At 75.8% G+C, this 25,675-nt stretch carries 17 protein-coding genes; all 17 read right to left on the bottom strand.

What is annotated here, in order from left to right; translation table 11 throughout:
• The 17 genes from OO48_RS08045 to OO48_RS07965 all read right to left on the bottom strand — a co-directional run bounded on the left by OO48_RS08045 (nucleotide 1) and on the right by OO48_RS07965 (nucleotide 25,505).
• Nucleotides 1-1,323, bottom strand: a complete 1,323-nt coding sequence (locus OO48_RS08045) for a beta/alpha barrel domain-containing protein (protein WP_051731876.1) — start codon at nucleotides 1,321-1,323, stop codon at nucleotides 1-3.
• Entirely contained in the window at nucleotides 1,320-2,960 is a 1,641-nt protein-coding gene (locus tag OO48_RS08040) for a PhpK family radical SAM P-methyltransferase (RefSeq protein ID WP_033213693.1), read from the bottom strand. The genes OO48_RS08045 and OO48_RS08040 overlap by 4 nt, the downstream gene beginning before the upstream one ends.
• Complete coding sequence (locus OO48_RS08035; protein ID WP_033213692.1) at nucleotides 2,957-4,360, bottom strand: aldehyde dehydrogenase family protein; 1,404 nt, start codon at nucleotides 4,358-4,360, stop codon at nucleotides 2,957-2,959. Before OO48_RS08035 ends, OO48_RS08040 begins: the two co-directional genes overlap by 4 nt.
• Before the next feature lie 17 nt (nucleotides 4,361-4,377).
• On the bottom strand, nucleotides 4,378-5,265 hold the full coding sequence (gene bcpA / locus OO48_RS08030; RefSeq protein ID WP_033213691.1) for a carboxyvinyl-carboxyphosphonate phosphorylmutase: 888 nt from the start codon (nucleotides 5,263-5,265) through the stop codon (nucleotides 4,378-4,380).
• A 25-nt stretch (nucleotides 5,266-5,290) separates the two neighbouring features.
• Complete coding sequence (locus OO48_RS08025; RefSeq protein ID WP_033213690.1) at nucleotides 5,291-6,499, bottom strand: enolase-like domain-containing protein; 1,209 nt, start codon at nucleotides 6,497-6,499, stop codon at nucleotides 5,291-5,293.
• A complete protein-coding gene (locus OO48_RS08020; RefSeq protein ID WP_051731875.1) occupies nucleotides 6,496-7,803 on the bottom strand; it encodes a CMP-5'-phosphonoformate--3-phosphoglycerate phosphonoformyl transferase in 1,308 nt (435 codons plus the stop codon). Before OO48_RS08020 ends, OO48_RS08025 begins: the two co-directional genes overlap by 4 nt.
• A complete protein-coding gene (locus OO48_RS08015; RefSeq protein ID WP_033213689.1) occupies nucleotides 7,784-8,344 on the bottom strand; it encodes a nucleotidyl transferase family protein in 561 nt (186 codons plus the stop codon). Before OO48_RS08015 ends, OO48_RS08020 begins: the two co-directional genes overlap by 20 nt.
• A gap of 5 nt (nucleotides 8,345-8,349) precedes the next feature.
• Nucleotides 8,350-9,501, bottom strand: coding sequence for a phosphonopyruvate decarboxylase (gene aepY, locus OO48_RS08010; protein WP_051731874.1), 1,152 nt, complete (start codon nucleotides 9,499-9,501; stop codon nucleotides 8,350-8,352).
• A complete protein-coding gene (gene aepX / locus OO48_RS08005) occupies nucleotides 9,498-10,436 on the bottom strand; it encodes a phosphoenolpyruvate mutase (protein ID WP_051731873.1) in 939 nt (312 codons plus the stop codon). The genes aepY and aepX overlap by 4 nt, the downstream gene beginning before the upstream one ends.
• Before the next feature lie 50 nt (nucleotides 10,437-10,486).
• Nucleotides 10,487-11,497 carry a C-terminal binding protein gene (locus tag OO48_RS08000; protein WP_033213688.1) on the bottom strand — a complete coding sequence of 337 codons (1,011 nt, stop codon included), beginning with the start codon at nucleotides 11,495-11,497 and terminating at the stop codon, nucleotides 10,487-10,489.
• A 14-nt stretch (nucleotides 11,498-11,511) separates the two neighbouring features.
• The gene (locus OO48_RS07995; protein ID WP_033213687.1) at nucleotides 11,512-12,843 is read right to left on the bottom strand and encodes a cupin domain-containing protein; all 1,332 of its coding nucleotides are present in this window, start codon (nucleotides 12,841-12,843) and stop codon (nucleotides 11,512-11,514) included.
• Nucleotides 12,834-14,012 (bottom strand): iron-containing alcohol dehydrogenase, encoded by a 1,179-nt coding sequence (locus OO48_RS07990; protein WP_033213686.1) that lies wholly within the window; start codon nucleotides 14,010-14,012, stop codon nucleotides 12,834-12,836. Before OO48_RS07990 ends, OO48_RS07995 begins: the two co-directional genes overlap by 10 nt.
• On the bottom strand, nucleotides 14,009-16,657 hold the full coding sequence (acnA, locus tag OO48_RS07985; RefSeq protein ID WP_033213685.1) for an aconitate hydratase AcnA: 2,649 nt from the start codon (nucleotides 16,655-16,657) through the stop codon (nucleotides 14,009-14,011). Before acnA ends, OO48_RS07990 begins: the two co-directional genes overlap by 4 nt.
• 84 nt (nucleotides 16,658-16,741) lie before the next feature.
• On the bottom strand, nucleotides 16,742-20,098 hold the full coding sequence (locus tag OO48_RS07980; RefSeq protein WP_051731872.1) for a non-ribosomal peptide synthetase: 3,357 nt from the start codon (nucleotides 20,096-20,098) through the stop codon (nucleotides 16,742-16,744).
• 51 nt (nucleotides 20,099-20,149) lie between these two features.
• Nucleotides 20,150-21,754: a hypothetical protein gene (locus OO48_RS07975; protein WP_033213684.1), complete on the bottom strand. Its 1,605-nt coding sequence runs from the start codon at nucleotides 21,752-21,754 to the stop codon at nucleotides 20,150-20,152.
• Nucleotides 21,751-25,287: a non-ribosomal peptide synthetase gene (locus tag OO48_RS07970; RefSeq protein ID WP_051731871.1), complete on the bottom strand. Its 3,537-nt coding sequence runs from the start codon at nucleotides 25,285-25,287 to the stop codon at nucleotides 21,751-21,753. Before OO48_RS07970 ends, OO48_RS07975 begins: the two co-directional genes overlap by 4 nt.
• Nucleotides 25,284-25,505 carry an MbtH family protein gene (locus tag OO48_RS07965; protein ID WP_033213683.1) on the bottom strand — a complete coding sequence of 74 codons (222 nt, stop codon included), beginning with the start codon at nucleotides 25,503-25,505 and terminating at the stop codon, nucleotides 25,284-25,286. Before OO48_RS07965 ends, OO48_RS07970 begins: the two co-directional genes overlap by 4 nt.
• Between the last annotated feature and the right edge of the window lie 170 nt (nucleotides 25,506-25,675).

Raw genomic sequence — 25,675 nt, 5'->3', positions numbered from 1 at the left:
TCATGCTCCGTTCGGGGCCGCCGAGAGGGCCAGGGCCACCAGCGGTTCGAGTTCGCTCCAGTCGACGGCCGAGACCCGGCCGGCCTCCCACTGCCCGTCCAGCCACGCCTGGACCGGGGCCAGCCGGGGGTCGTTCTTCTCCAGGGCCAGGCCGAGCCGCTTGTTCAGGACGAACAGCAGGCCCGCCTGGCCGGAGTCCTTGGTCAGCGCCACGTCCAGCTCGCGGCCGGTCAGCAGGGGCGCGTTGAAGGGGGCGTACATCCACCAGAACTTGTTGAGGCCGTCGGCGTGGATGCCGGCCCTGGTGACGTAGGCGTCCCGGCCGAAGATCGGGTACTTCGGCGAGGGGCCGACCCCGATCTCGTCGTACAGTTCGACCAGCTTGTTGACCGCGGTGAGGTCGACCCCGCCGTCGGGCCAGTAGCCCATGCCGAGCAGGTGGACGAGCACCGCCTCCAGAGGGGCGTTGCCGGTGCGCTCGCCCGTGCCCAGGGTGCAGCCGCTGATGACGCCGCAGCCTTCGCGGATCGCCGCGACGCAGTTGGCGACCACCATCCAGGTGTCGTTGTGCGGGTGCAGCTCGATCTGGTGCGGGGCCAGTCCGAGTCCGCGCAGCAGCCGGATCCAGCGCGGGACGGAGCGGGGGGCCGCCACGTCGGTGAAGGGCAGGCCGATGCCGAGGGTGTCGCAGATCCGGAACCGCGGGGCCAGTTCGGCCGGGTAGCGGTCGGCGAGCCGCAGCACGTCCTCCACCAGGCGCTGGACGAAGGCCGGGTCGGAGCGGGTGGTGTCCTCCAGGTGGACCCGCGGGCGGATGCCGTGGTCCAGCGCGACCCGCACGGCCTCCAGGTACATCGCGGCCGCGCCCTCGCGGCCGCCGTCGCCGAACTTGTGGAAGGTGTGGTAGTCCGAGGAGGAGCTGAGCAGGCCGGTCTCGGTGACGCCGAGCTTCTGGATCAGCTCCACGTCCTCGCGGCGGGCCCGGATCCAGGTGGTGGGCTCCACCGGGGCGCCGTCGCGGTGCCGGTCCAGGGCGTACAGCAGGGCCTTGCGGTCCGAGTCCCGGTACGGGAAGAACTCGGCGTGCCGGATCGCCCCGGAGCCGCCGGTGACCTCGCAGAGGATGTCGTAGATCCGGCAGCTGCGTTCGGCGTTCAGCGGGAGGCCGCCCTGCTGGCCGTCGCGGTGGGTGGTCTCCGAGAGCCACACCTCGTGCGGGAGTTCGGCCGGCCGGTCGCCCTCGGCCCACACGTAGCGGGGGAAGGCGTCCCGGGGGAACGCCTCGGGGAAGTACTCCGGCTGCTCGGCCCGGGGCTCGGTCATCGTTGTCCTCCTGCGTCGTAGCGGGCGGGCTCCAGGTGGAGGCCGCCGACGAAACTGCGGAACCGGGCTTCGGCCCGGGCGGCCGCTTCCGGGCCGGAGCGGGCGACGTTGGCCGTCGTGAGCGGCTTCGCCAGGGCCAGGAACTCGACGACCTGTTCGCGGCTCATGCCCTTGCCGAGCAGGTAGGGCACGCCCCAGAAGTCCAGGCCGTTGACCGGCATCCAGGAGGCCGCGTGCACCGAGTCGAAGATCTCGTCGGCCGCCTCCAGGGCCTGCCGGGAGTCCATGGTGCGGTGCGACCAGGTGAACCCGTTGCCGGTCAGGTCGAACTGCGGCGCCCGGACGTGGATCGGCGTGGAGTGCAGGTAGTACCAGTGGTTGACCGCGAAGGTGTCGGGGCCCGCGTTGTTGATGAAGTCGATCGTGTTGCGCACGGTCCGCGGGCTCTCGCCCGGGAAGCCCACCACGAACGAGGCGTGGGTGAAGATGCCGCGGGCCTTGAGCTGCTCGATGCCGTAGCGGTAGTGCTCGGTGGTGGCGCGCTTGTCCATGTTGAGCAGCACCTGGTCGTCGCCGGACTCGATGCCGAGCAGGACGCCCCGGCAGCCGGAGTCGTACATCAGGTCGTAGACGCCGGGTTCGCGGGCGTGGCCGCAGCGGAAGTAGGAGAACCACTCGATGCCGAAGTCGCGGCGCACCATCATCCGGCACAGGTCCTTGAAGCGGCGCATCGGCACGTTGAAGGTGTCGTCGATGAAGGCCACCCGCTTCACCCCGCGCTCGGCCAGCTCCTCCAACTCCCGTTCGACCGTGGACAGGTCGGCCAGGGTGAGGGCGCCGGCCCGCTCCGGGTAGTCGCAGAAGGCGCAGTTGAAGGCGCAGCTGCGCGCGGTGCGGGTGGAGACGGTGCGGCCGAGCACGTCCGCCCCGAAGCGGTGCCAGCGCACCGAGGCGCGGTTGAGGTCGTTGTTCTCCGGCCGCTTCCGGCCGAGCTTCCACTCGCCGTCGGCCCGGGCGAAGACGTTCGGCACCGCGGCGGGCGAGGCGCCCTCGACCAGGGCGCCGACCAGGCCCGCCAGGGCCTCCTCGCCCTGCGACTCCCAGACGTAGAAGTCGGCGCCGACCCGGTCGAAGAAGCGCGAGAGCTTCTCGCCGCGGCCCTCCCGGCAGTGGTTGTCGATCAGCGGCCCGCCCACGATGATCGGCACGGTGGCGTTGTGCTGGCGGACGAAGCGGATGATCTCGATCACCGGCGCGGGCATCATGTAGAACGTCGTGGTGATCGCCACCGAGGCGGGGCCGTCGGCCAGCAGCTTGGCCAGCCGCTCCCGCTCGTAGGTGAAGCTGTTCACGAAGTCGGTGGGATGGCCGTGCTCCTCCAGGTAGTTGACCAGGTAGAGGGTGCCCAGGCTGGGCAGCTCGGCCACGGTGTAGCTGCCGGGCACCCCGGTCCGCTCGGTGCGGACCCGGCTGAGCGCGTCCAGGTAGGAGTGGTGGGTGCCGCCCAGGGTGATCTTGGTCCGCAGCATGCTGCGGATCGGGGCGGGCAGGTCGTCGCCGCCCTGCTCCAGGGCGAGGTCGAGTTCCTCCCCGGACATGTCGGTCTCGTGGTAGCCCACCACGACGCAGTGCTTCACAGCTGGCTCCTCACACCGTGCGGGAGGGTGACGGTCTTGGCGACGGTCATCTCGGCGATCGCGTAGCGGATGCCCTCCCGGCCCACGCCGCTGGCCTTGACCCCGCCGAAGGGGATGTGCGGGGAATCGAAGTGCGGTCCCTCGTCGAGGTTGACCGCGCCGACCCGCAGGGCCCCGGCCAGCTCCCAGAAGGCGGTGCCGTCCCGGGTGAGCACGCCGGCCTGCAGCCCGTAGGGGGTGCCGTTGGCGATCTCGACGGCCTCCGCCACCGAGCCGACCCGCAGGACGGGCGCCACCGGGCCGAAGGTCTCCTCGCGGACGAGTCCGGCGTCGGCGGGCACCCGGTCCAGGACGGTCGGACGCATCAGGGCGCCCTCCCGGTCACCGCCGACGAGCAGCCGGGCGCCCGCCGCGACGGCGTCGGCCACCCGGCGCTCGACCTCGGCGGCGGCGGCCTCGGTGACCAGCGGTCCGACCTCGGTGTCGGGCGAGCGGGGGTCGCCGCAGCGCTTGGCGGCGACCGCGTCGGCGAGCAGCCGGGTGAACTCGTCGGCGACCCGCTCCCAGACCAGGATCCGCTTGACGCCCCGGCAGGACTGGCCCGCGGTGGCGCAGGCGCCGTCCGCGGCGAGCCGGGCGGCCCGTTCCAGGTCGGCGTCCGGGAGGACGAACAGCGGGTCGTTGCCGCCGAGTTCGAGCAGCTGGCGCTTGCCCGCCGCGGCGGCGGCGACCAGGCGGCCGGTCGCCACGCTGCCGGTGAAGGTGACCAGGTCGACGGCCGGGTGGCCCGCGACGAGCGGGCCCAGTTCGCCGGGTTCGCCGGTGAGCACCGCCAGGGCGTCCTTCGGCAGCCCGGCGCCGATCAGCAGTTCGGCGAAGGCCAGCGCGGTCAGCGGGGTCTTCTCCGAGGGCTTCAGCAGCAGGGCGCAGCCCGCCGCGACGGCCGGGGCGGCCTTGACCACGACCTGGTTGAGCGGCCGGTTGAACGGGGTGATGCCCGCGACCAGGCCGACGGGCTCGGGCACGGTGAAGGCCAGCCGGGTGCCGTCCGGCAGCGGGATGGACTCCCCCCTGATCCGTTCGGCCTCGGCGGCCGCGACCCGGAGGTTGGCCGCCGCCCGGGCCACCTCGCGGACGGTCTCCCGCCGGCAGACCCCCGACTCGGCGGTGATCAGGCGGGAGAACTCCTCGGTGCGCGCCTCCAGGGCGTCGGCCGCGGCACGGAGCACCGCGGCCCGCTCCGCGGGGGGTTGCGGCCGACGGCGGGCGGTCAGTGCGGCGACCGCGGCCTCCACCTCCGCGGCCCCGTCCCGGGGAACCGCGCCAACGACCTCGCCGGTCCAGCGGTCCAGGACCTCCACGGTCCGGGCGGCGGACTGCAGTGCTCCGTCGATGAACATCCTCGGTCTCCCTCCGGTCAGTCCTGGCCGCGGACGAAGCGCTGCTCGAGCTCGGAGATGCGGCCGTACTCGAAGACCTCGAACAGCTCCGGGAAGGTCATCCCGAGGCCGTACTTGCCCCAGAAGCCCTGGGTGGTGCCGGTGTCGCGCAGCTCGGCGTAGAGCTTCTGCAGCACGGAGGCGGCGGCCATCCAGCCGGAGAGCGGGTAGATGGCGAGGTTGTAGCCGATCGCCTCCAGCTCCTTGGTGGTCAGCCAGGGGGTCTTGCCGCCCTCGACCATGTTGGCGAGCAGCGGGACGTCCAGTTCGTCGCGGACCCGCTTCATCTCGTCGACGGTGAGCATCGCCTCCAGGAAGATGCAGTCGGCCCCGGCCGCGACGTACTCGCGGGAGCGGCGCAGCGCCTCGTCCAGGCCGAACGACTCCCGGGCGTCGGTCCGGGCGATGACGGTGAAGTCCGGGTCGACCCGGGCCTCGACGGCGGCCTCGATCTTGCCGCACATCTCCTCGGTGCTGATCAGGGTCTTGCCCTCCAGGTGGCCGCAGCGCTTGGGGTTGACCTGGTCCTCCAGGTGGCAGCCGACGATGCCCGCCCGTTCGAACTCGCGGATCGCCCGCCAGGTGTTCATGGCGTTGCCGTAGCCCGCGTCGGCGTCCATGATCACCGGGCGGTCGACGGCGAGCACGATGTTCTTGGCGTTGGTGGCCTGCTCCGAGACGCTGGTGAAGCCCAGGTCCGGCAGGCCGAGCATGGAGGCGGAGGTGCCGGAGCCGGTCATGTGGACGGCGGCGAAGCCGGCCTGCTCGATGACCTTGGCCCCCAGTGCGTCGTACGCGCTCGGCACGGTGAGGATCTCGGGGGCGTTCATCAGCTCGCGGAAGGTGCGGGCCTTGGTGGTGGTCATGGTCCTTCTCTCCTTCTCGTGGGTCTCAGTCGGCGCGGATGCCCGACGGACTCGCCCCGGACGGAAGTTCCTCCGCCAGCCGGAGCAGTTGGTTGTACTTGACGAGCCGGTCACCCCGGCGCGGGCCGCCGATCTTGATCAGTTCGGCGCCCACCGCGACGGCCAGGTCGCACATCGCGGTGTCCTCGGTCTCGCCCGAGCGGTGCGAGACGGCCAGCAGCATCCCGGCGTCCCTGGCCGCCGCGGCGGCGGCCAGGGTGCCGGAGACGGTGCCGACCTGACTGGGCTTCAGCAGGACGCCGTCGGCGAGCGAGCGGTCGATCCGGGCCGCGTCGGTGGCGAACAGGTCGTCGCCGACCACCGCCGCGGACGCGGGCAGCCGGCCCCGCAGCCGCCGCCACCACGGCTGGTGGGCCGGGTCGAACGGGTCCTCCAGGAAGGTGATCCGGTGCCGTTCGACGAGCTCGGCCAGCAGCTCGGCGAACGCCCCGGGCTCGTACCGGCCGCCGTCGAAGCGGTACCGGCCGTCGTCCGCCAGCAGGTGCTCGGCCGCCACGTCGACGCCGACCGTGCACCGGTCCCCGCCGGGCGTGTCGGCCACCGCCTTCTCCAGCAGCTCCAGTTGGCCGACGGTGCCGACCGGCGCCAGCAGCCCGCTGGACGCCGAGAGCGCCACCGTCCCGAAGCGCTCGACGGCCAGTTCCTCGGCCCGCCGGTGCACCAGGGCGGCCACCCGGACGTCATCGGTGAGGCAGTCGCCGGCGGGCAGCAGCATCACCTGCTGGAACCCGTCGGCGGCCTCCCGGCGGTGGATGCCGCCGGAGAAGACGTTGACCATCAGCCGGGGCAGCGCGGGCCGGCTGCCCGCCTGGGCGGCGAGCGCCCGGTGCAGCGGTTCGCCGCGGGCGTCGGCCGCCGCCCGGGCGAACGCCAGCGAGACGGCCAGCGTGGTCGCCGCGCCCGCCGCGCCCTCGTCGTGGGCCGCGGTCAGCAGGGCGTCCAGGCCCGGCTGGTCGAGGTCGCGGGCCGCGGTCAGCCGGGCGGCCAGCGCGGGGGACGGGAAGCGGCCGATCCGGTCCGGGTCGCCGAGGCTGCGCTCCAGCCGCCCGGGGGCGATGGCCCGCGGCGCCGAGCCGCGGCCGCGGTGCCCGGAGGACAGCTCCAGTTCGGCCTCCACCGTCGGCTCGCCCCGGGAGTCGAGGATGCCGCGCAGCAGCAGGGCGGTGACCCTCACCCGCGCACCCCCCGCTCCGGCAGCAGGGCGGCCAGCAGCCGGTCGGCCCGGTCGGCGGGCAGCGCGCCGGAGGCCGCCGCGCGCTCGCCGAAGGCGGTGACCCCGTCCGCGGCCACCCCGGCGCCGTACGCCACCGCGGGCACCCGGTCGGGGCTGTGGATGCGCAGCTCGCACGGCGTGGAGTGGTCGCAGGTGACGACCAGCAGGTCGGCGGGGGTGAGCGCGGAGACCAGCGGCCGCAGGAAGTGCGCGTCGATCTCGGCGATCGCCCGGACCTTGTCGGCCGGCCGGCCGTCGTGGCCCGGCTCGTCGGGGCCCTTGAGGTGGACGAAGACCAGGTCGGCCGGGTCGCGGAGCAGTTGCGGCACCAGCTCCCGGTAGTAGTCGGGCTCCGACTGGCCCCGGGCCGGGCGGGAGTGGGTGAACCGGGCCCCGATCAGCCGGGCCAGGCCGCGTTCGGCCGGGACCTGCCCGTACATCGACAGGGTGCGTCCGGTCCGGCCGGTGAACGGGTCCAGCTTGGGCAGGCGGTCCCCGCCGTCCCGCACCAGCAGCAGGTTGGCCGGCCGGCGGCCCTCGGCCCGGCGCCGCGCGTTGACCTCGCTGCGCTCCATCACCCCGGCGCTGAGCGCCACGAAGCGGTCCACCAGGGCGGCGGTGGCGGCCGCCCCCGGGGTGCCGTCCAGCGGCGCGCAGCCCAGCGGGACCCCGGCGGGCCGGTCGACCGGCACCCCGAACGGCCCGCGCGCCTCGAAGCCCGGGTCGGTGTTGCCCACCCGCCCGGACAGCGCGAGCGTGCGGCTGGTGAAGGAGAGGATGCCGCGGTGGCGGCCGAAGCCGGTGAGCCGCAGTTCCAGGTCCTCGCCGAGGTCGACCCCGGCGAGGACCTCGGCGACCAGCTGCTCCTGGTCGTCCTCCGTGAGGTCGCGGGAGGTCCGCCGGTCCAGCCGCCCGGTTCCCGGGTCCCAGCTGGCGAAGTTCACCCGGAACGCGACCGAGAAGCCGTCGGTGCGCCAGAAGTCCATGCCGAGGCCCTCCAGCGGCCCGCGGCCGGTGTAGTGGACCAGCGGGTCGTACCCGAGCAGCGCCATCGCCCCCGAGTCGGACTCCGGCGGCACGTCCGGCGAGATCACCTCCAGCAGGCCGCTGCTGCCCGCCCGGGCCAGCGCGTCCAGCTGCGGCGTGTCGGCCGCCTCGAAGGGGGTCAGCCCGCCCAGCTCGGCGATCGGCCGGTCGCCGCCGCCGCACAGCACCACCAGCAGGACCCGGCCGGCCGGGTCCGGTTCAGCCGCGGATGCGCTCATCGATCCTCCGTTCCTTCACCACGCGGGCCACCCCCGGCGGCACCAGGGACTCCCAGTCGCCTCCGGCGGCCAGGGTGCGGCGCACCAGGCTGCCGCTGACGGGTTTCTCGGTCCGGCGCCACATCACCTCGGTCCGCAGGCCGAGGTCGTGGAAGCGCCGCAGCTTGGCGTCGCCCCAGGCGTCGTAGAGGGTGAGCAGGTAGACCGCCTCCCGCGGCGCGTAGTGCGCCAGGCGCTCGGGGAAGCTGTGCGGGAACGGCACGATCCGCAGGCGCTCCGGGGCCACCCCGGCCTCGGTGAGGGCGGCCTCGACCATCAGGTGGCGCTCGTAGTAGGTGCACGGGTTGGACTCGGGCCGGCCGCGCTCGGGGTCGCTGGGCTCGTCCGCGGTGGTCCACGGGTCGGGGTTGGTGATCCCGACCACGAGGGTCCGGCACCGGTCCGCCCCGGCCAGCAGGTACTCCAGGTGCCCCAGGTGCAGCATCTGGAAGCGGCCGTGGATCACGCCGATCGGGTGCGCGGGTCCGCCGGTCTGCGGCATCGGGATCAGCCCCCCACCGGCGAGGTGACGAACTCCCGGAACCTGCGGGCCACTTCGGCCGGCGTCACGGTCGGACGGCCGAGGCCGGGCAGCGCGCCCGGCGCGGTGCGCAGGTGGATGAGGGCGGGCCCGGGCCCGGGCGCGGCGAGCGCCTGCCGCAGCGCCCGCGCCAGCCCGTCCAGCGAGGAGCAGGCGTGGACCGCGGCGTAGCCGCAGGCGGCGGCCACCGCGGGCAGGTCGGTGGACGCGGACAGCGAGCGCTGGCCGCCGGTGGAGTCGTGGACCCCGTTGTCCAGGACCAGGTGCACCAGGGTGCCGGGCGCGTGGGCGCCCAGGGTGGCGAGGCTGCCCAGCCGCATCAGCAGGGCGCCGTCCCCGTCCACGACCACCACCGGCCGCTGGGTGTGGCGGGCCACGCCGAGGCCGACGGTGGCCGCCGACCCCATCGCGCCGACCAGGTAGAAGTGCTGCTCGCGGTCCTGGAGGGTGTACAGCTCCCGGCTGGTCATGCCGGTCGTGGAGACCACCGCCGCCGTCGCGGGGAGCTCCGCCAGCAGCCGTTCCAGGGCGCGGGCCCGGGTGGGCGGCGGGCCCGCCGCCGGCTCCCGGACCGGCTCGGCGCGGTGCGCGGCGGGCGGCAGCTCGTCGAGCGGTTCGGCGGCGACCGTGCCGTCCGGGATCACCAGCGCGTACGGCAGTTCGGACTTGCGCAGGGCCGCCTCGGCCTCGGCGAGCCGGCCGGCCAGCAGCCCGGGCTCGGGCCCGAGCACGGCGTGGCCGACCTCGCAGAGGTCCAGCAGGCCCCCGGTGATCCGGCCCATCAGCTCGTGCTGCGGTTCGTCCGGGCGGCCGGGGCGGCCGCGCCAGGTGACCAGCAGCAGGGCGGGGATGCGGGCCGGGTGCAGCAGCGAGGTCAGCGGATTGACCATGTTCCCCAGGCCGGAGTTCTGGCCGATCGCGCAGCCGAGTCCGCCGCCGAGCCAGGCGCCCGCCGCGATCGCCGCCGCCTCGCCCTCCTGGGTGACCGTCAGGTAGTCCACCGCGGGGTCGCTGATCACCCGGTTGATCACCGGGGTGAGGTACGAGCACGGGACGCCCGAGACGCTGGTGACGCCCAGCCCGCCCAGCCCCGTGACCAGGTCGTCCGCGGCGATCAACCGGCCACCGCCGCACCGCCGAGGGCACCGGTGTAGGCGGCCTCGTCGGCCTCCAGCGCCTCGTACTCCAGCAGGCCGAAGACCTCCTTGAGCGAGGCGACCTGGCCCTCGACCGCGGAGATGCCGCGGTTCGACCGGATCTGCTGGCAGACGTCGCGCATCGCGGCGAAGGACGCCCGCATGCTGTGGTTGGCCCAGATCACCCCGGAGACCCCGAGCCGGCCGAACTCGTCGACGGTGGGGGTGTGGAAGGTGGTGGGGGCGATCACCACCGGGAGCCGGCCGTCGTAGCGCTCCAGGAACCCGGCGATCTCCACCGGCGTGGGCTTGCGCGAGTGGATGAACAGCGCGTCGGCCCCGGCCTCGGCGTAGGCCTCGGCCCGTTCCAGCGCCTCCTCCACCGGGCGGCCCGCGATCAGGGTCTCGGTCCGCGCCACCACGAGGAAGCCGGGGTCGCGCTGGCCGTCCTTGCAGGCCCGGATCTTCCCGCAGAACTCCGGCACCGGGGCCAGCGCGTGGCCGTCGCCGAAGAAGGAGTTCATCTTGGGGAAGACCTTGTCCTCGAAGCAGACGCCGGCCGCGCCGATCCGCTCGGCCCGCGCGGCGAACCGCCGGGCGGTGTTGAAGTTGCCGTAGCCGGTGTCGCCGTCGATCAGGACGGGCACCCCGGGGGCGGCCTCGATCATGGTCGCCGCCAGGTCCAGCAGCTCGCTCCAGGTCGCCTCGTCGCTGTCCCGCACGCCGCGGGCCGTGGACATGCACAGCCCGGACGCCCAGAGCGCCGGGAACCCCTCGGCGGCGGCGATCCGCGCGCTGAGCCCGTCGTGGGCCCCCATCAGCTGGACCGGCTCGGTCTGCGCCAGCAGGTGTCGCAGCCGCTGCCCGGGGGTGGACGGGGCCGTGCCGCCGTCGGGCAGGGAAGTCGGACTGGTCACACGAACCTCCGGTTGTGCGGGCCCCCGGAGGGGGCGGGTACGGTCATCGATCAGGCCACCCGGCCCTCGGCGGGGGCGGTCCCGTCCAGCAGGACCGCGCGCACCCCGGCCGCGACTCTGCGGCGCAGGCTGAGTTCCGATTCGGTGGACAGGAACGCGCGGTGCGAACTCACGACCACGTCGTCGCGCTCCAGCAGCTTCCGCGTGTCGGGGGAACGGTTGGGGTCCTCGGGCGAGAAGACGTCCGAGGCGAATCCGGCCAGGCGGCCGGACTCCAGCGCGGCCAGCACCGCCGCCGGGTCCACCAGCGCGCCGCGCGCCGTGTTCACCAGCAGCTGGCCGGGGCGGGCGTGCTCCAGCAGGGCCCGGTCGACCATGCCGCGGGTCTCGTCGGTCAGCGCGGTGTGCAGCACCACCGCGTCCGCCTCGGCCAGCAGCCCGGGGAGGTCGGCGACGGCGCGCACGCCGTGCGCGGCCATCACGTCCGGGGGCACGTACGGGTCGTGCGCCAGCACCCGGCCGTAGCAGACCTGGAGCTTGCGGGCGGTGGCCCGGCCGATCCGGCCGAAGCCGACGATGCCGACCGTGGCCGCGGAGGTCCGCCGGGGCACGCCGCCGCGGTGGATGCCCCACCGGTCGGCGCGCACCAGCCGGTCCTGGACGCAGACGCCGCGCTCCAGGGCCAGCAGCAGCGCCAGGGTGTGCGTGCTCACCTCGTCGCCGCAGTAGTCGGGGACGTTGAACCCGATCAGGCCCTCGCGGGCCAGCAGCGGGCCGTTGAGGTTGTCCACGCCCACGCCGCTGCGCGCGACCACCCGGCAGGTCGGCCCGGCGGCGGCGAGCAGGGCCTCGTCCACCTGGCAGCGGTAGACCACCAGGGCGTCGGCGCCGCGGACGGCCTCCAGCAGGCGCGGTCCGCTGACGAGGTAGCCGTCCTCGAAGGGGCCGATCTCGACGTCGATGTCCGGGCCCAGCACCTCGCGCTCCAGGTCGGCGGCGGCCGGATCGGGCCGGCCGGAGGCGTCCAGGGCCCAGGCCGGGTCGGTGTAGACGACGCGCATCGCTTCGCTTCCTCTCAGTCCTCGTACCCCCAGCCGGCCAGGTCGTGGCGGCTGCGGCGCAGGGTGGCGGACGGTTCGTGGGTGTTGCCGAGTTCCAGCCAGTCCTGGGAGCCGGGGTGGGTGCCGGAGCCGAACTTCAGGACGCTGCCGCGGCCGCTCCAGCGGTGCGCGGTGAACGGCCCGACCCAGACCGAGTCGTCGGTGGCGCACTTCACCGACCGCGGGCCGCCCGGCTCGTCCCAGGAGAGGTTGAGCTCGCCCTCCAGCACGAGGTAGTGGCTCTGCCCGTGGTCCGCGAGCTCCGCTCCGGGGGCGTCGGCCTCGTGGTCGATCCGCAGGAAGGCGCCGGTGAGGTCGGGCAGGTGCGGGGCGCAGGCCATCGAGGCGACGGTGTAGGGGCCGAACCGGCGGATGCCGCGCCGGGCCTGGTCGAGCGTCGCCCAGGTCTTGCCGACCGGGTCGAGCCGCCGCTCGGGCGGCAGCAGCACCCGGTAGTCGAAGCCGAGCGCGCGGCCGAGCATGCGCAGCACCGCCGGGGCCTGCGGGGAGTCCGGCTCCTCCACCGCCTCGGCGAGCCGGCGCTCCGTCAGCCCGGCGGCCCGGGCGGCCGTCGCGCGGGTGTGGAGCCGGCGGGTCAGCAGCAGGTCCAGCAGCGGACCGGGGGCCAGGCCGTCGACCTCCCGCACGGCCCGTTCGAAGGCTGCGGCCGGCCAGTCGTCGGCCTCGGCGAGCAGCCCGGCCAGCGGGGACTCGCCGGTGTAGGAGACGATCCGGGCCGGCCGCGTCCCGGCCAGCGAGTAGCTGTGCGGGCAGTAGGACGGCTCGACGTAGGAGTCGCCGGTGATCCACCGGTCGGGCCCGGTGTTGGCCCGGAGCACCTGCCAGGTGTCCGGGCCGAGTTCGGCCCCCCAGCGGCCGTTGATGTCGCCCGGGCCGAGGTTCACCGTGATGGCCGGCTCCAGGTGCCCGTTGTTCAGCGCCGGGATCCGCTCGGGCGGGCACAGGATGTCGAGCACCACCGGCGCGACCCGGCCCTCGGGCGCGGCCAGGCCGTAGTAGTTGTAGAAGTGGATGCCGTCCCGCTGGATCGGGCGCCGGGTGGCGTGCATCGCCTCCGCGCTCTGGTGGACGACCGCCAGGTCCCGGGCCCCGGTGGCGGCGAGCTGGCCGGGGTCCAGCCGGAGCGCCGCGGCGACCGCGGCCAACTCCGCCTCCCCGCCGGTCTCCTGGCGCTCCAGCAGGCCGCGCAGTGTGTCGGCGGGCAGTCCGGCCAGTTCGGCGGTCTGCGCGGGGGTGTACTTGCGGGCGTTCATCCAGTGGGCGAGCTTGAACGGATCTATCCGCACATCTCCTCCGTTGCGGATCGGTCGGCCAGCAGCCGGCTCAGCGAGTCGTGGCTCAGTCGTCGGGGGTTGTCGTGGCAACGCGGGTAGGACAGCGCGTCCGCCGCCACCTCCTCGGCGGAGACGGGCAGTTCGTCCAGGCGGGCCAGGCCGCTTCCGGCGAGGAAGCCCTCCACCCGGGCAGCGGCCTCGGCGGGGCTGCCGCCCAGCGGCGCGGCGAGGTCGGCGATCAGCCGCCGGACGTGGGCGGTGCCCCGCGGGTCGGCGCAGTCGGCCTCGGTGACGGCCGCGTTGTGGCGCAGCAGCGGTCCGAGCGCCACCCCGCAGGCGTGGCCGTGCGACAGGCCCAGGCGCAGGGTCAGCGCGTACGAGACGGCGTGGCACGAGGACGTCTGGGCGAGCGCGATGGCCTGGCCCGAGGCGTGGCCCGCCCGCTGGAGGGCCAGCCGTTCCGCCGCGCCGGGCGTCCCGGCGGCGGCCCGGTCCAGGGCGGGGGCCGCCTGGCCGAGGGCCCGCAGGCCCCAGGCCGTCGACTCCGGGCCGGAGCGGATCGACCAGGCCGCCTCGACGGCCTGGCAGAGCGTGTCCAGGACCCCGGCGGCCAGTGCGTTCCGGTCCAGCCCGGCCAGCAGGTCCGGGTCGAGCACCGCGGCCAGCGGCCGGACGCCGCTCCCGGCCAGCGAGAGCTTGCGCCCGCGGGCGAGGTCCCAGACGGTGGCGAACGGGGTGGCCTCCGCCCCGGTCCCGGCGGTGGTCGGGACGGCGATCACCGGGATGCCCGGCCCCGTGGCCGGGGTGCGGCCGAGGCAGCGGGCCACCACCAGGTCGGCGTCCGGCCGCTCGTGGGCGGCGAGCACCGCCGCGGCCTTGGCCGCGTCCAGCACGCTGCCCCCGCCCAGGGCGACGACCACCTCGGCCCGCTCCGCGCGCAGCCCGGCGGCGAGTTCGGCCACGCTCCGCGGGGTGGTCGTGCCCCGGTGGACCAGGACCGCGAGCCCCGCCGGGCGCAGCGCGGCCCGGACGCCCGGCGCCCAGTCGCGGGAGGCGAAGCCGCCGCCCACCACCAGGACGCCGCGCGGCCGGCGCCCGCGACGGGCCGGCAGGTCCGCGACGGCCGCGGCCACGGCCGCCACCGCCCCCGGTCCTTCGGCGAGCAGCCGGGTCGCGGTCACCGGGCCGGCTCCAGGGCGGCGCGCAGTGCCCAGGGCATGATCCCGCCGTGCCGGACGTACTCCGCCTCGGTCGCGGTGTCGACCCGGACCACCGCCTCGAATTCCACCGAACCGGCCCGGACGGTGACCTTCCCCGGCATTCCGCGGGCGAATTCGGCGATCCCTTCGATGTCGAACTCCTCGTGCCCGGTCAGCCCCAGGGAATCCGCGCTCTCGCCGTCCGGGAATTGCAGCGGGAGGATTCCCATGCCCACCAGGTTGGAGCGGTGGATGCGCTCGAAGGAACGGGCCAGCACCGCCCGGACGCCCATCAGCGCCGGGCCCTTGGCCGCCCAGTCCCGCGAGGAGCCCGTGCCGTACTCGGCCCCGGCGAGGACCACCAGCGGCACCCCGGCGGTCCGGTAGGCCGCCGCCGCCTCGTAGACGGTGGTGGTCCGGCCGGACAGCAGGTCCACGGTGTACCCGCCCTCGACCCCGGGCAGCAGCTGGTTGCGCAGCCGCGGGTTGGCGAACAGCCCCCGCAGCAGCACCTCGTGGTTGGTGCGCCGGGCGCCGTAGGAGTTGAACTCGGCGACCGGCACTCCGAGCGAGGCCAGGTAGGCCCCGGCCGGGGAGTCCGGGGGGATCGACCCGGCCGGGGAGATGTGGTCCGTGGTGACGGAGTCGCCGAGCTTGACCAGCACCCGGGCGCCGCGGACGTCCTGCGGCGCGGGCGCCGCGGCGGCGAGGCCGGCCAGGTACGGCGGGGGCTTGACGTACGTGGAGTCCGCCGACCACGGGAAGCGGTGCCCCCGCGCCGCGGGCAGCGCCCGCCACCGCTCGTCGCCCCCGAGCAGCGCGGCGTAGGTGTCCCGGTGCAGCTCGGGGCCGATGGCGCGGGCCGCGACCTCGGCGACCTCCTCGGGGGAGGGCCACAGGTCGGCCAGGTGGACGGGGCGCCCGTCCGGGTCGTGGCCGAGCGGTTCGGTGGTGAGGTCCAGCGCCATCGTCCCGGCCAGCGCGTAGGCCACCACCAGGGGAGGGGAGGCCAGGTAGTTCATCCGGACGTCGGGGCTGATCCGGCCCTCGAAGTTGCGGTTGCCCGACAGCACGGCGGCGGTGGCCAGCCCGCCCTCCCGGATCGCGGCGGCGACCGGTCCGGGCAGCGGCCCGGCGTTGCCGATGCAGGTCGTGCACCCGTAGGCCACCCGGTGGAAGCCGAGCCGCTCCAGGGGGGCGTCGAGGCCGGCGGCGGCCAGGTAGCCCGTCACCACGGCCGATCCCGGGGCCAGCGTGGTCTTCACCCAGGGCTTGCGGGTCAGGCCGCGTTCGACCGCCCGCTCGGCCAGCAGGCCGGCGGCGATCATCAGCGGGGCGTTGGAGGTGTTGGTGCACGAGGTGATGGCGGCCAGCACCACGGCCCCGTCGGAGAGCCGGTAGTCGGGGCCGTCGGGGTCGGCGACCGCGACGGAGCGCGGGCCGCCGTCGTGCGCGGCGGCGACCGCGGCGCGGCAGGACTCGGGCGCCGCGGCGAGCGCGACCCGGTCCTGCGGGCGGCGCGGGCCGGCCAGGGAGGGCACCACCGCGCCGAGGTCGAAGGCCAGTTCCTCGTCGCGCCGCGGCCGGTCCGCCGGGTCGTACCAGAGCCCCTGGGCCTTGGCGTACGCCTCGACCAGGCCGGTCTGCCGCTCGGAGCGGCCGGTGGTGCGCAGGTAGCGCAGGGTCTCCCCGTCGACCGGGAAGTAGGCGCAGGTGGAGCCGAACTCCGGGGCCATGTTGGCGATGGTGGCCCGGTCGGCGAGCGGCAGGGCCGCCATGCCGGGGCCGTGGAACTCCAGGAAGGCCCCGACCACGCCGTGCCGGCGCAGCCGCTCGGTCAGCGACAGCACCACGTCGGTGGCGGTCACCCCGGGCGCGGGGCGCCCGGTCAGCTCGCAGCCGATCACTCGGGGGACCCGCAGCGAGACCGGCCGTCCGAGCGCCGCGGCGAGCGCCTCGATGCCGCCGACGCCCCAGCCGAGGACGCCGAGGCCGTTCACCATCGGGGTGTGCGAGTCGGTGCCGACCACGGTGTCCGGGAGGAGCACGCCCCCGCGCTCGGTCACCACGGTCGCCAGCCGCTCCAGGTTGACCTGGTGCACGATGCCGGTGTTCGGCGGGATCACCGTCAGCCCCTCGACGGCCCCTTCGGCCCAGCGCAGCAGGCGGTAGCGCTCCTCGTTGCGCCGGTGGTCCAGTTCGGCGTTGAGCAGGAACGACGCGGGGGTGCCGAAGGTGTCGGCCATCACCGAGTGGTCGACCACCAGGTCGACCGGGATCCGCGGACCCAGCCGGGCGGGGTCGCCGCCGAGCCCGGCGGCGGCGTCGCGCATCGCGGCCAGGTCGACCAGGCAGGGGACGCCGCTGTAGTCCTGCATCAGGACCCGGGCCGGGTGGAACAGCACCTCGCGCGGCGGCCCGGCGGGAGTCCAGGACGCCAGCTCCCGGACGTCCCGGTCGGTGACCGCGCCACCGTCCCGGTGCCGCAGCAGGTTCTCCAGCAGGATGCGCAGGGTGTAGGGGAGGGTGTCGCTCCCGTCGATTCCGGCGATCGGGTGGTACTCGAACTCCTCGTCCCCGATCCGGATCTTTCCGCGGTCGAAACGGCCTTCCGTGCTGTGCCCCACGAACTCCCCTTAAGGATTCGGCAGTCGGCTTGGTTGGAATTCTTCGGCAGGAACCCCCGGCGGAACAGGGGCGCTCCTGTTCCGCTAGCGGTAATGACCGCTAGCGGAATCGGCCGCCGCGGCGGCCAGGGCGGCCACGGTCGGGGCCAGGAAGAGGGCGCGCACCCGCAGGGCGGAGCCGACCCGGGCGTTGACCGCGGCCACCACCCTGGTGGCGGTGAGCGAGTTGCCGCCCACCTCGAAGAAGTTGTCGTCGGGGCCCAGCGCCCCGCAGCCGAGCACCTCGTGCCACGCCTCGGCGACCTGCCGCTGCACCGGGTCGGCCGGCCCGGCGGTGTCCGTCCGCGGCCGGTCGGTGACCGGATCGGGCAGCGCCGCGCGGTCGAGTTTGCCGTTGACGGTCAGCGGCAGCCGGTCGAGCAGCCGGAAGGCCGCCGGGACCAGGTGCTCGGGCACCCGCTCCCGCAGGAAGGCCCGCAGCTCGCCCGGGGCCGGTACGGGCAGCCGCGGCTCCGGCACCAGGTAGCCCGCCAACTGCCGCGTCCCGGCGAGCTCCCGGACGTCGGCGGCGGCGGACCGGACCGCCGGGTGCGCCGCGAGGTGGGCCGCCACCTCGCCCAGCTCGATCCGGAACCCCCGGAGTTTGACCTGCTGGTCGCGCCGCCCCTGGAACTCCAGCTCGCCGTCCGGGGTCCACCGGACCAGGTCGCCGGTGCGGTAGAGCCGGCCGCCCGGGGTGCCGGAGTACGGGTCGGGGACGAAGGCGGTGGCGGTGCCGCCCGGCCGGCCCAGGTAGCCGCGGGCCAACCCCGTTCCGCCCAGGTGCAGTTCGCCGGTGCAGCCGAGCGGCACCGGGCGGCCCAGCGGGTCCAGCACGTGGACGGTGCGGCCGCCCAGCGGCCGGCCCAGCACCGGGGGGCGCTCCCCGGTGCAGGGGGCGCCGGTCGCCACGACCGAGCACTCGGTCGGGCCGTAGAGGTTCACCAGCAGCCGCCCGGCGCTCCACCGCCGGGCGGCCGGCCGGTCGATCGCCTCGCCGCCGGTGAACAGGCAGCGCAGGCCCGGGAGTTCGTCGGGGTCCAGGGTGCCCAGCACGGACGGCAGGAGGAGCGCGGCGTCGATCCGGCGGGTCCGCAGCAGCTCCGTCAGGTCGGCGCCGGGCGTCATGGCCCGGCGCGGCTCGTAGACGGCGGTGCCGCCGCTCTCCACGGCCACCAGCAGCTCCAGCACCGAGGCGTCGAAGCCCGGCGAGGCGAACTGCAGGACCCTGGTCCGCTCGTCCAGGCCGCCGAGCGCGACCAGGTCGCGGATCATCCCGTCCAGGCCCCCGTGCGGGACCAGGACGCCCTTGGGGCGGCCGGTGGAGCCCGAGGTGAAGATGACGTAGGCGAGCCGGTCCGGGTCCGCGTCCGGGTCCGCGTCCGGGGCCGGGCGCGCGTCCAGGTCCGGTGCCGGGTCGGGCTCCGGTCCGGGCTCCGGTCCGGGCTCCAGCACCAGGAGGTCCCGGTGCGCCCCGAAGCGTCCGGCCAGCGCGGGCTCGGTGACCAGCAGCGGCGCGTCGGCCTCGGCCAGCACCTGCTCCAGCCGGGCCTGCGGGTGCTCCGGGTCCAGGGGCAGCGCCGCGGCCCCGGCCTTGAGCACCGCGAACAGGGCCACCGCGCAGTCCACCCCGCGGTCCAGCACGATCGGGACGAGCTGCTCGCGGCCGACCCCCCGGGCCCGCAGCCGCTCGGCGAGGCGGTCGGAACGCCCGTCCAGCTCGCGGTAGGACAGGGCCCGCCACGGGTCCTCCACCGCCGTCCGGTCCGGGAAGCGCCGGGCGCTGTCCCGGAGCATCCGGTGGATCGGCCGGGCCGGTCCGGGAGCTCCGGCGGCGGCCGCGGTCCCGACGGCCGCGGTCCCGACGGCCGCGGTCCCGACGGCCGTGGTCCCGACGGCCGCGAACAGCTCCCGCTCCTCCTCGGTGAGCACCGGCAGGTCGCCGACGGCCCGGCCGGGATCGGCCAGCACCGCGTCCAGCAGCAGCTCCCACCGCCGCACCAGCCGGTCGACGGTCACCGGGTCGAACAGCGCGGTGCTGTACTCCAGGTAGCCGCGGTAGTCGGCGCCGTGCTCGGCCAGGCCGAGGGTCAGGTCGAACTTCGAGGTGCCGGGCCGGTGCCGCTCCCCGACCGGCCCCGGCCCGCCGTCCCGCTCCCGCTCCTGGTTCTGCTCCGGCTCCTGGTCCTGCTCCTGGTCCTGGTCCTGGTCCAGTGCGAACGCGACCTGGAACAGCGGGTTGCGGCCGAGGTCCCGGTCGACGGACAGCCGCTCCACCAGCCGGTCCAGCGGGACGTCCTGGTGCGCCAGCGCCGCCGTGGTGGAGGCCGTCACCCCGCGCAGCAGTTCGAGGTAGTCCGCGTCCGGGTCGAGCCGCACCCGCAGCGGCAGCGTGTTGGCGAAGAACCCGATCAGCCCGTGGAGTTCGGGCCGCTCCCGGTTGGCCACCGGGGTGCCGACGACCAGGTCCCGGTCGCCGCCCCAGCGGTGCAGCAGCGCGGCGAAGGCGGCGAGCAGCACGGCGAACGGGGTGGCCCCGGTCCGGCGGGCGAGGGCGCGCACGGCGTCGGCCGTCCCGGGCAGCACGAACTCCCGCCGGGCGCCCGCGAAGTCCGCCGCGGGCGGGTGCGGCCGGTCGTACGGGAGCCGGATGGCGGCGGGCGCGTCCCGCAACCGCCCCAGCCAGTGGGCGAGCAGCGCGTCCTGCCGTCCGGCGGCCAGCCGCTCTCCCTCCCAGTGGGCGAAGTCGCCGAACTGGACCGGGAGTTCGGCCAGGTCGGCGGGGCGTCCGGTGAGTTCGGAGTCGATCAGGGCGGTGAGGTCCGCGCGCAGCACGCCGGTCGACCAGCCGTCGAAGACGATGTGGTGGAAGACCAGGTGGACGGTGGTCCCCCGGTCGGTCCACAGCAGCAGGGCGCGCCAGAGCGGTCCGGCCGCCAGGTCGAAGGGCGGCCGCAGGGCGGCCGCGCGCAGCCGGTCCGCCTCCGCCGCCTGCCCGGCCGGGTCCGTGCCGCGCAGGTCGGCGACGGACAGGGCGGGCCGCAGCCCCGGGCGGACCCGTGCGGCCGGTTCGGCGCCGACCGTCGGGAAGTCGGTGCGCAGCACCTCGTGCCGCTCGGCCAACCCGGCCAGGGCGGCGCGCAGTTGCTCCTCGCCGACGTGGTCGGGGCGGGTCAGCTCCGCCGTGATGTGGTAGACCGGGCTGTCCGGCTGCAGCTGGTGGATGAACCAGAGCCGGCGCTGCCCGACGGACAGCGGTCCGGGCCCGCCGCCGGCCCGGCGGGGGAGCGGGGCGGCCGGGTCCGCGGTCCCGCGGCGCCGCGCGGAGGCGTTCAGCGCCCGCTCCAGCAGGGCCCGGCGCTCCGGGGTGAGTGCGCCGATCCGGCGCTCGTGGTCCGACATGGGGGAAGACCTTTCGACTCGCCGTACGGGAGTGGCAGAGGGCGGGGCGCCTCAGCCGAAGGCGCGGACCGCGACGGCCGCCGTCGACACCAGGCCCTCGCCGATGACCAGGCCGGACGCGACCGTGGTGAGCAGTTCGGTGCGCTCCGGCGCCCACCGGCCGACCGCCCGGGCCACCGCCCCGCCCAGGGCCATCACCAGGACGGTCGCGGGCGGGAGCAGCATGCCGAGGCCGAGCGAGGACGGCGACACCGGCGCGAAGGTCAGCGCGAAGCCGACCGGCAGGGAGAGCAGCAGCGGCGGTCCGGCGGCGCGGGCGCCCGCGCCGCCGCCGTCCGCGGAGTCCGCGACGAACTCGAAGGCGCGGGCCAGCGGCGCGGGGAACGCGTCCGTGCCGACCACGCCGGAACGCAGCAGCACCGCGATCAGCAGCAGGCCGAGCGTCACCCCGATGAGGCCGCCCACCGCCTGGCTGCCGAGCACCAGCCGGGTGCCGCGGCGCGGCGGCGCGGCGAGGTCCGTCCGGGCCATCCGCAGGGCGTAGGTGTAGTAGAGCGCCGAGATCCCGGCCCCGGCGACCGCCGCGCCCAGCACGGTGGCGTCCCCGGCGGACAGGCCCGCGATCCGCAGCAGGATGATGCCCAGGAAGATCACCGGGGAGAGCGGGGCGATCCCGGTCTCCGCCCCGACCTGGGCCAGGAACAGCGCGAACGCGACCACCATGACGCTGGTCAGCGCCCCGAGGAGCAGCCCGTGCGGCACGCCGTAGCGCGCGACCAGCAGCACCGTGCTCAGCGCGGCGAGCAGGCCCAGCCGCCGCAGGGGGCCGCCCAGGCCCTCCGCCGCCTCCGGCCCCGTGCGGGGCAGCCCGCCGCCCACCGTCCGGGCCAGTTTCAGCAGCACCGCGACCGAGTGCCCGACGATGATCCCGATGCCGACGGCGAGCACCCAGGGGTCGGACAGGTGCACCTCGTAGCCGCGGCCGCCGTCGCGGACCCCCCACAGGACGACGGAGTAGAGGGAGCCGACGAGCAGCCAGGCGGTGGCCCGGGCGCCGGCCAGGACGCCCACCCCGAGGAGCATCGGCGAGACGGCCAGGCCCAGGTAGGGCGGCAGGCCGGGCAGGTGCACCGTGGCGTCCCCGCCGAGCGGGAGCGCGGCCAGGGTGACGGCGGCGCCGGCCGCGCCGGAGACCAGCAGCGGCCGGGAGCTGGTGCGCCCGCTGCGGCTGACCGCCTCCATCAGCGCGATGGCCGGCCTGAGCGTCGGGTAGGCCGGATCGGTGCGGCCGAACAGGCGGCCCAGCGGGGCGCCCAGCACCAGGCCGAAGGCGGCCGCCAGCAGGGAGAGCAGCACCAGGGCGGGCCAGGGCGGGACGTGGCCGGTGTGCAGGTGGCGGGCGGCCACGCCGGAGTCGACGGCGGCCGCGGCCAGGTAGCCGCTGGAGGCCACCGAGAAGATCACGAACAGCCGGTGCCAGTTCAGTTCGGACCTGGCCCGCAGCCAGGTCGCCCCGAGCAGCACGACCAGCGCCGAACCGCCGAACGCCACCCCGGTCCGGAAGATCACCAGGATGTTGAAGACGCAGAGCAGCCCGCCGATGGCGAAGCTGCCGAGCGCCGTCCACCAGGTCAGCCCGGACGCCTCCCGGCTCACCGCCCGGGCTCCGGCGGTCCGTCGCCGTCCAGCAGGGCCGGGTCCTCGGCCAGCAGGGCCAGCTCCTCGTCCGACAGCCGTTCCAGCCGGTCCAGCAGCCGGGCGGTCTCCTCCTCCGCCTGGGCGGCCTGCGCGGCGGTGATCCGCAGCGCCAGCCCGGCGACGGTCGGCAGCTCGAAGACGGCGCTGAGCGGCAGGTCGACGCCGAAGGCCGTGCCGACCCTGGCCATCACCCGCGCGGCGAGCAGCGAGTGGCCGCCGAGCTCGAAGAAGCCGTCGTCCACCCCGATCCCGGTGACCCCGAGTTCGGCGGCCCAGATCGCGGCCAACTCCCGTTCCACCGGGGTGCGCGGGGCGGTGCGGCCGGGCGCGGGGGCCGCGCCGGGGCCCGGGTCGGGCAGCGCGGAGCGGTCGGTCTTGCCGCTCGGGGTGAGCGGGAAGCGCTCCAGCACGACCAGGGCGGCCGGGCGCATGTAGTCCGGCAGCCGGGCGGCGGCCAGCGCCCGCACCGACGCGGCCAGGGCGTCGTCGTCCCGCGCCGGGCCGGCCGCCGGGGCGAGGTAGGCCACCAGCCGGGGGTCGCCGCCCGCGCCCGGGCGCAGCACCGCCGCGGCGTCGGCCACCCCGGGGTGCTCGCGCAGGACCGCCTCGATCTCGCCGAGCTCGATCCGGTGCCCGCGCAGCTTCACCTGGTGGTCGGTCCGGCCCAGGTACTCCACCGCCCCGTCGGGCCGCCAGCGGCCCCGGTCGCCGGTGCGGTACATCCGGGCGCCGGGGGCTCCGTACGGGTCCGGCAGGAAGCTGCGGCCGGTCAGTCCGGGGCGGCCGTGGTAGCCGCGGGCCACCGGGACCCCGCCGATGTACAGCTCTCCCGGGACGCCCGGCGGCACCGGGTTGAGCAGCTCGTCCAGGACGTACAGCGCCGCGCCGTCGATCGGCGTGCCGATCGGCACGGTCGGGTCGCCCGGGCGGCAGTGCCAGTGCGAGACCTCGACGGCGGCCTCGGTCGGCCCGTACAGGTTGTGCAGCTCGACCCCGGGCAGTTCGGCGAACAGCCGGTCCCGCAGGGCGGGGGGCAGCGCCTCGCCGCTGCAGTACACCCGGCGCAGCGCGGTGCACCCGGCCGTCTCCGGCCGCTCCAGGAAGGCGGGCAGCATGGACGGCACGAAGTGCAGGTCGGTGACCCCGCGTTCGGCGACCAGGCGGGCCAGGTAGCGGGGGTCGCGGTGCCCGCCGGGCCGGGCCAGCACCACGGTGGCGCCCGAGGCCAGCGGCCAGAAGACCTCCCAGACCGAGATGTCGAAGTGCACGGGCGTCTTCTGCAGCACCACCGAGTCCGGTCCGAGGGGGAAGGCGCGCTGCCCCCAGCGGATCCGGTTGGCCGCCGCCGCGTGCTGGTTGAGCACGCCCTTGGGACGGCCGGTGGAGCCCGAGGTGTAGATCAGGTACGCGGCCTGGCGGGGGTCCACGGCGGGCAGCGGCCCGTCGGCCCCCGGGGGCAGCCGGTCCAGGAGGAGGGGGCGGACACCGGGCGGGACGGGGAGCGCCGCCAGGTGGCGCTCCAGGGTCAGCAGGTGCGCGGTGCCGCTGTCGGCGAGCAGGTACTCCAGCCGGTCGCGCGGGTTCTCCGGGTCCAGCGGCAGGTAGGCGGCGCCCGCCTTGAGGACGGCCAGCAGGGCGACGACCAGCTCCGCGGAGCGCTCGCAGGCGACCGCGACCACGTCCTCCGGGCCGACCCCGCCGGCCCGCAGCGCCCGGGCCGCGGCGTCGGAGCGGCGGTCGAGCGCGGCGTAGGTCAGGTGTTCCCCCGCGGCCTCCACCGCGACCGCGTCCGGGGTCCGGCGGGCCTGGGCCCGGACCATCTCGTGCAGGCAGACCGGTTCGGCGGCCGGGCCGCCCGGCCGCAGGAAGCGGGCCCGCTCCGGCCCGGTCCACAGCGGCAGGGCGGCGACCGGGGCGTCCGGGTCGTCCACCGCGCCGGACAGCAGGAGTTCCAGCTGCCGGCCCAGCCCGGCGATCCGCTCCGCGCCGAACAGGTCCGTGTCGAACTCCCACTCCCCGTGCAGGCCCCCGGCGGCGTGGCTGAGGTACAGCGTCAGGTCGAAGATCGAGCCGCCGGCGCCGGCCCGGGCGGGCTGCGCCGTCCAGGGCCCGCCGCCGGGCCCGGCCGGTGCGCGGTCCGGGGTGTTCTGCAGGACGAGCATCACCTGCACCAGCGGGCCGTGCGCGGCGCTGCGCGGCGGGGCGAGGGCCTCCACCAGCCGCCCGAAGGGCAGCTGCTGGTGGTCGAAGGCGTCCAGGACGCGTTCGCGGCTGCGCCGGAGCAGCTCGCGGAAGCTCGGCGTCCCGGAGAGGTCGCAGCGCAGCGGGAGGGTGTTGACACAGAAGCCGGCCATCTCCTCGGCCGCCGGATCGGTCCGGTTGGCCACCGGGGTGCCGACCACCAGGTCCGACTGCCCGGAGTGCCGGTGGAGCAGCGCGGAGAAACCGGCCAGCAGCGCCATGAACAGCGTGCCGTCCTCCTGCGCGGCGAGCGCGCCGAGCCGCTCGACCAGGCCGGCCGGCAGGTCCGTGCCGATCCGGTCGCCGCGGAAGCGCTGGACCGACGGGCGGGGGGCGTCGGTGGGCAGTTCCAGCAGCGGGGGGACGCCGGCCAGCTCCCGCCGCCACCAGGCGGCCGCCTCGGCGGCCCGCTCCCCGTGCGCCAGCCGCTGCTGCCGGGCCGCCCAGTCCCGGTAGCGGGGGGCGGGCGGGTGCTCGGCCGCGCCGCCGGCCAGGACGTCCCGGTAGCCGGTGTTGAGTTCGCGCAGCAGCAGGTCGTCCGACCAGGCGTCGGTGATGATGTGGTGGGCCGTCAGCAGCAGCTGGTGGTCGTCCTCGGCGAAGCTGACCAGGTGGGCGCGGAGCAGCGGGCCGGCGGCCAGGTCGAACGGCGTCCCGGCCTGCTCGGCGGCGAGCAGGTCGGCCCGCCGGGCGGCCTCCTGCGGCGGCAGCCCGCCGAAGTCGCTGCGGGGCAGGGCGGGCGGCGCGGCGGGCAGCACCCGGGCGACGGGGGCGCCGTCCCGCTCCGGGTAGAGGGTGCGCAGGGCCTCGTGCCGTTCCACCAGCCGGTGGAGGGCGAGTTCCAGTGCCACGGGGTCCAGCGGTTCGCGCAGTCGGAAGGCGAACGGGACGTTGTACGCGGTGCTGTCGGGGTGCAGGCGGGCGAGGAACCACAGCCGTTCCTGCTCCGGCGCCAGGCCGGACCCCGGCCCGTCGGCGGCCTCTCCCGGGTCGGCGGCCTTCCCCCCGGCGGCGTCCTCCTCCCCGTCGGCCAGCAGCGCGGCCAGCGCCGCCGGGGTCGGCGCCTCGAACAGGTTCCGCAGCGGCAGCTCCACCCGGAACTCGGCCCGGATCCGGGCCGCCGCCCGCGTCGCTCCGAGCGAACTCGCGCCCAGCAGGAAGACGTTGTCCTCGACGCCGAGCCCCGGGAGGTCCAGGACCTCGGCCCAGATCCGGGCGATCCGCTCGGCCCGCTCCGCGCGGGCGCTCACCGGGCCTCCCCGGCGGGCGGCGGTCCGGCGAGCCGGTCCCGCAGCCCGGCGGGCCGCAGGTCCTGCCACACCTGCTCGATCCTGGCCACGCACTGCTCCAGGTCGCCGACGGTGCCCTCGCCGGACCAGCCGGGGGGCAGCTCCCGCCACTGCGGCCAGACCGAGTACTGGGCCTCGTCGTTGACGACCACCGTCCACGTCACTGCCTCGCCGAACATCGTCCTCCCACCACGCCGTCGGATGGACCCATCCTGATCCGCCGGTCCTGGGCGAACCAGCGATCCGCCCTTCCAGCAACGGACATGACCTCTTGCGGTCCGGCCGACGGAGGGGTCGCGCACGGCAGAATCGATCGCGCCCCCGCACCCGACCGCCGGTCGTCCGGGAA

Source organism: Kitasatospora phosalacinea (assembly GCF_000716545.1).
Lineage (GTDB): Bacteria > Actinomycetota > Actinomycetes > Streptomycetales > Streptomycetaceae > Kitasatospora > Kitasatospora phosalacinea.
The sequence above is the reverse complement of the archived record's forward strand: the minus strand, read 5'-3'. Positions and strand labels throughout refer to the sequence as shown.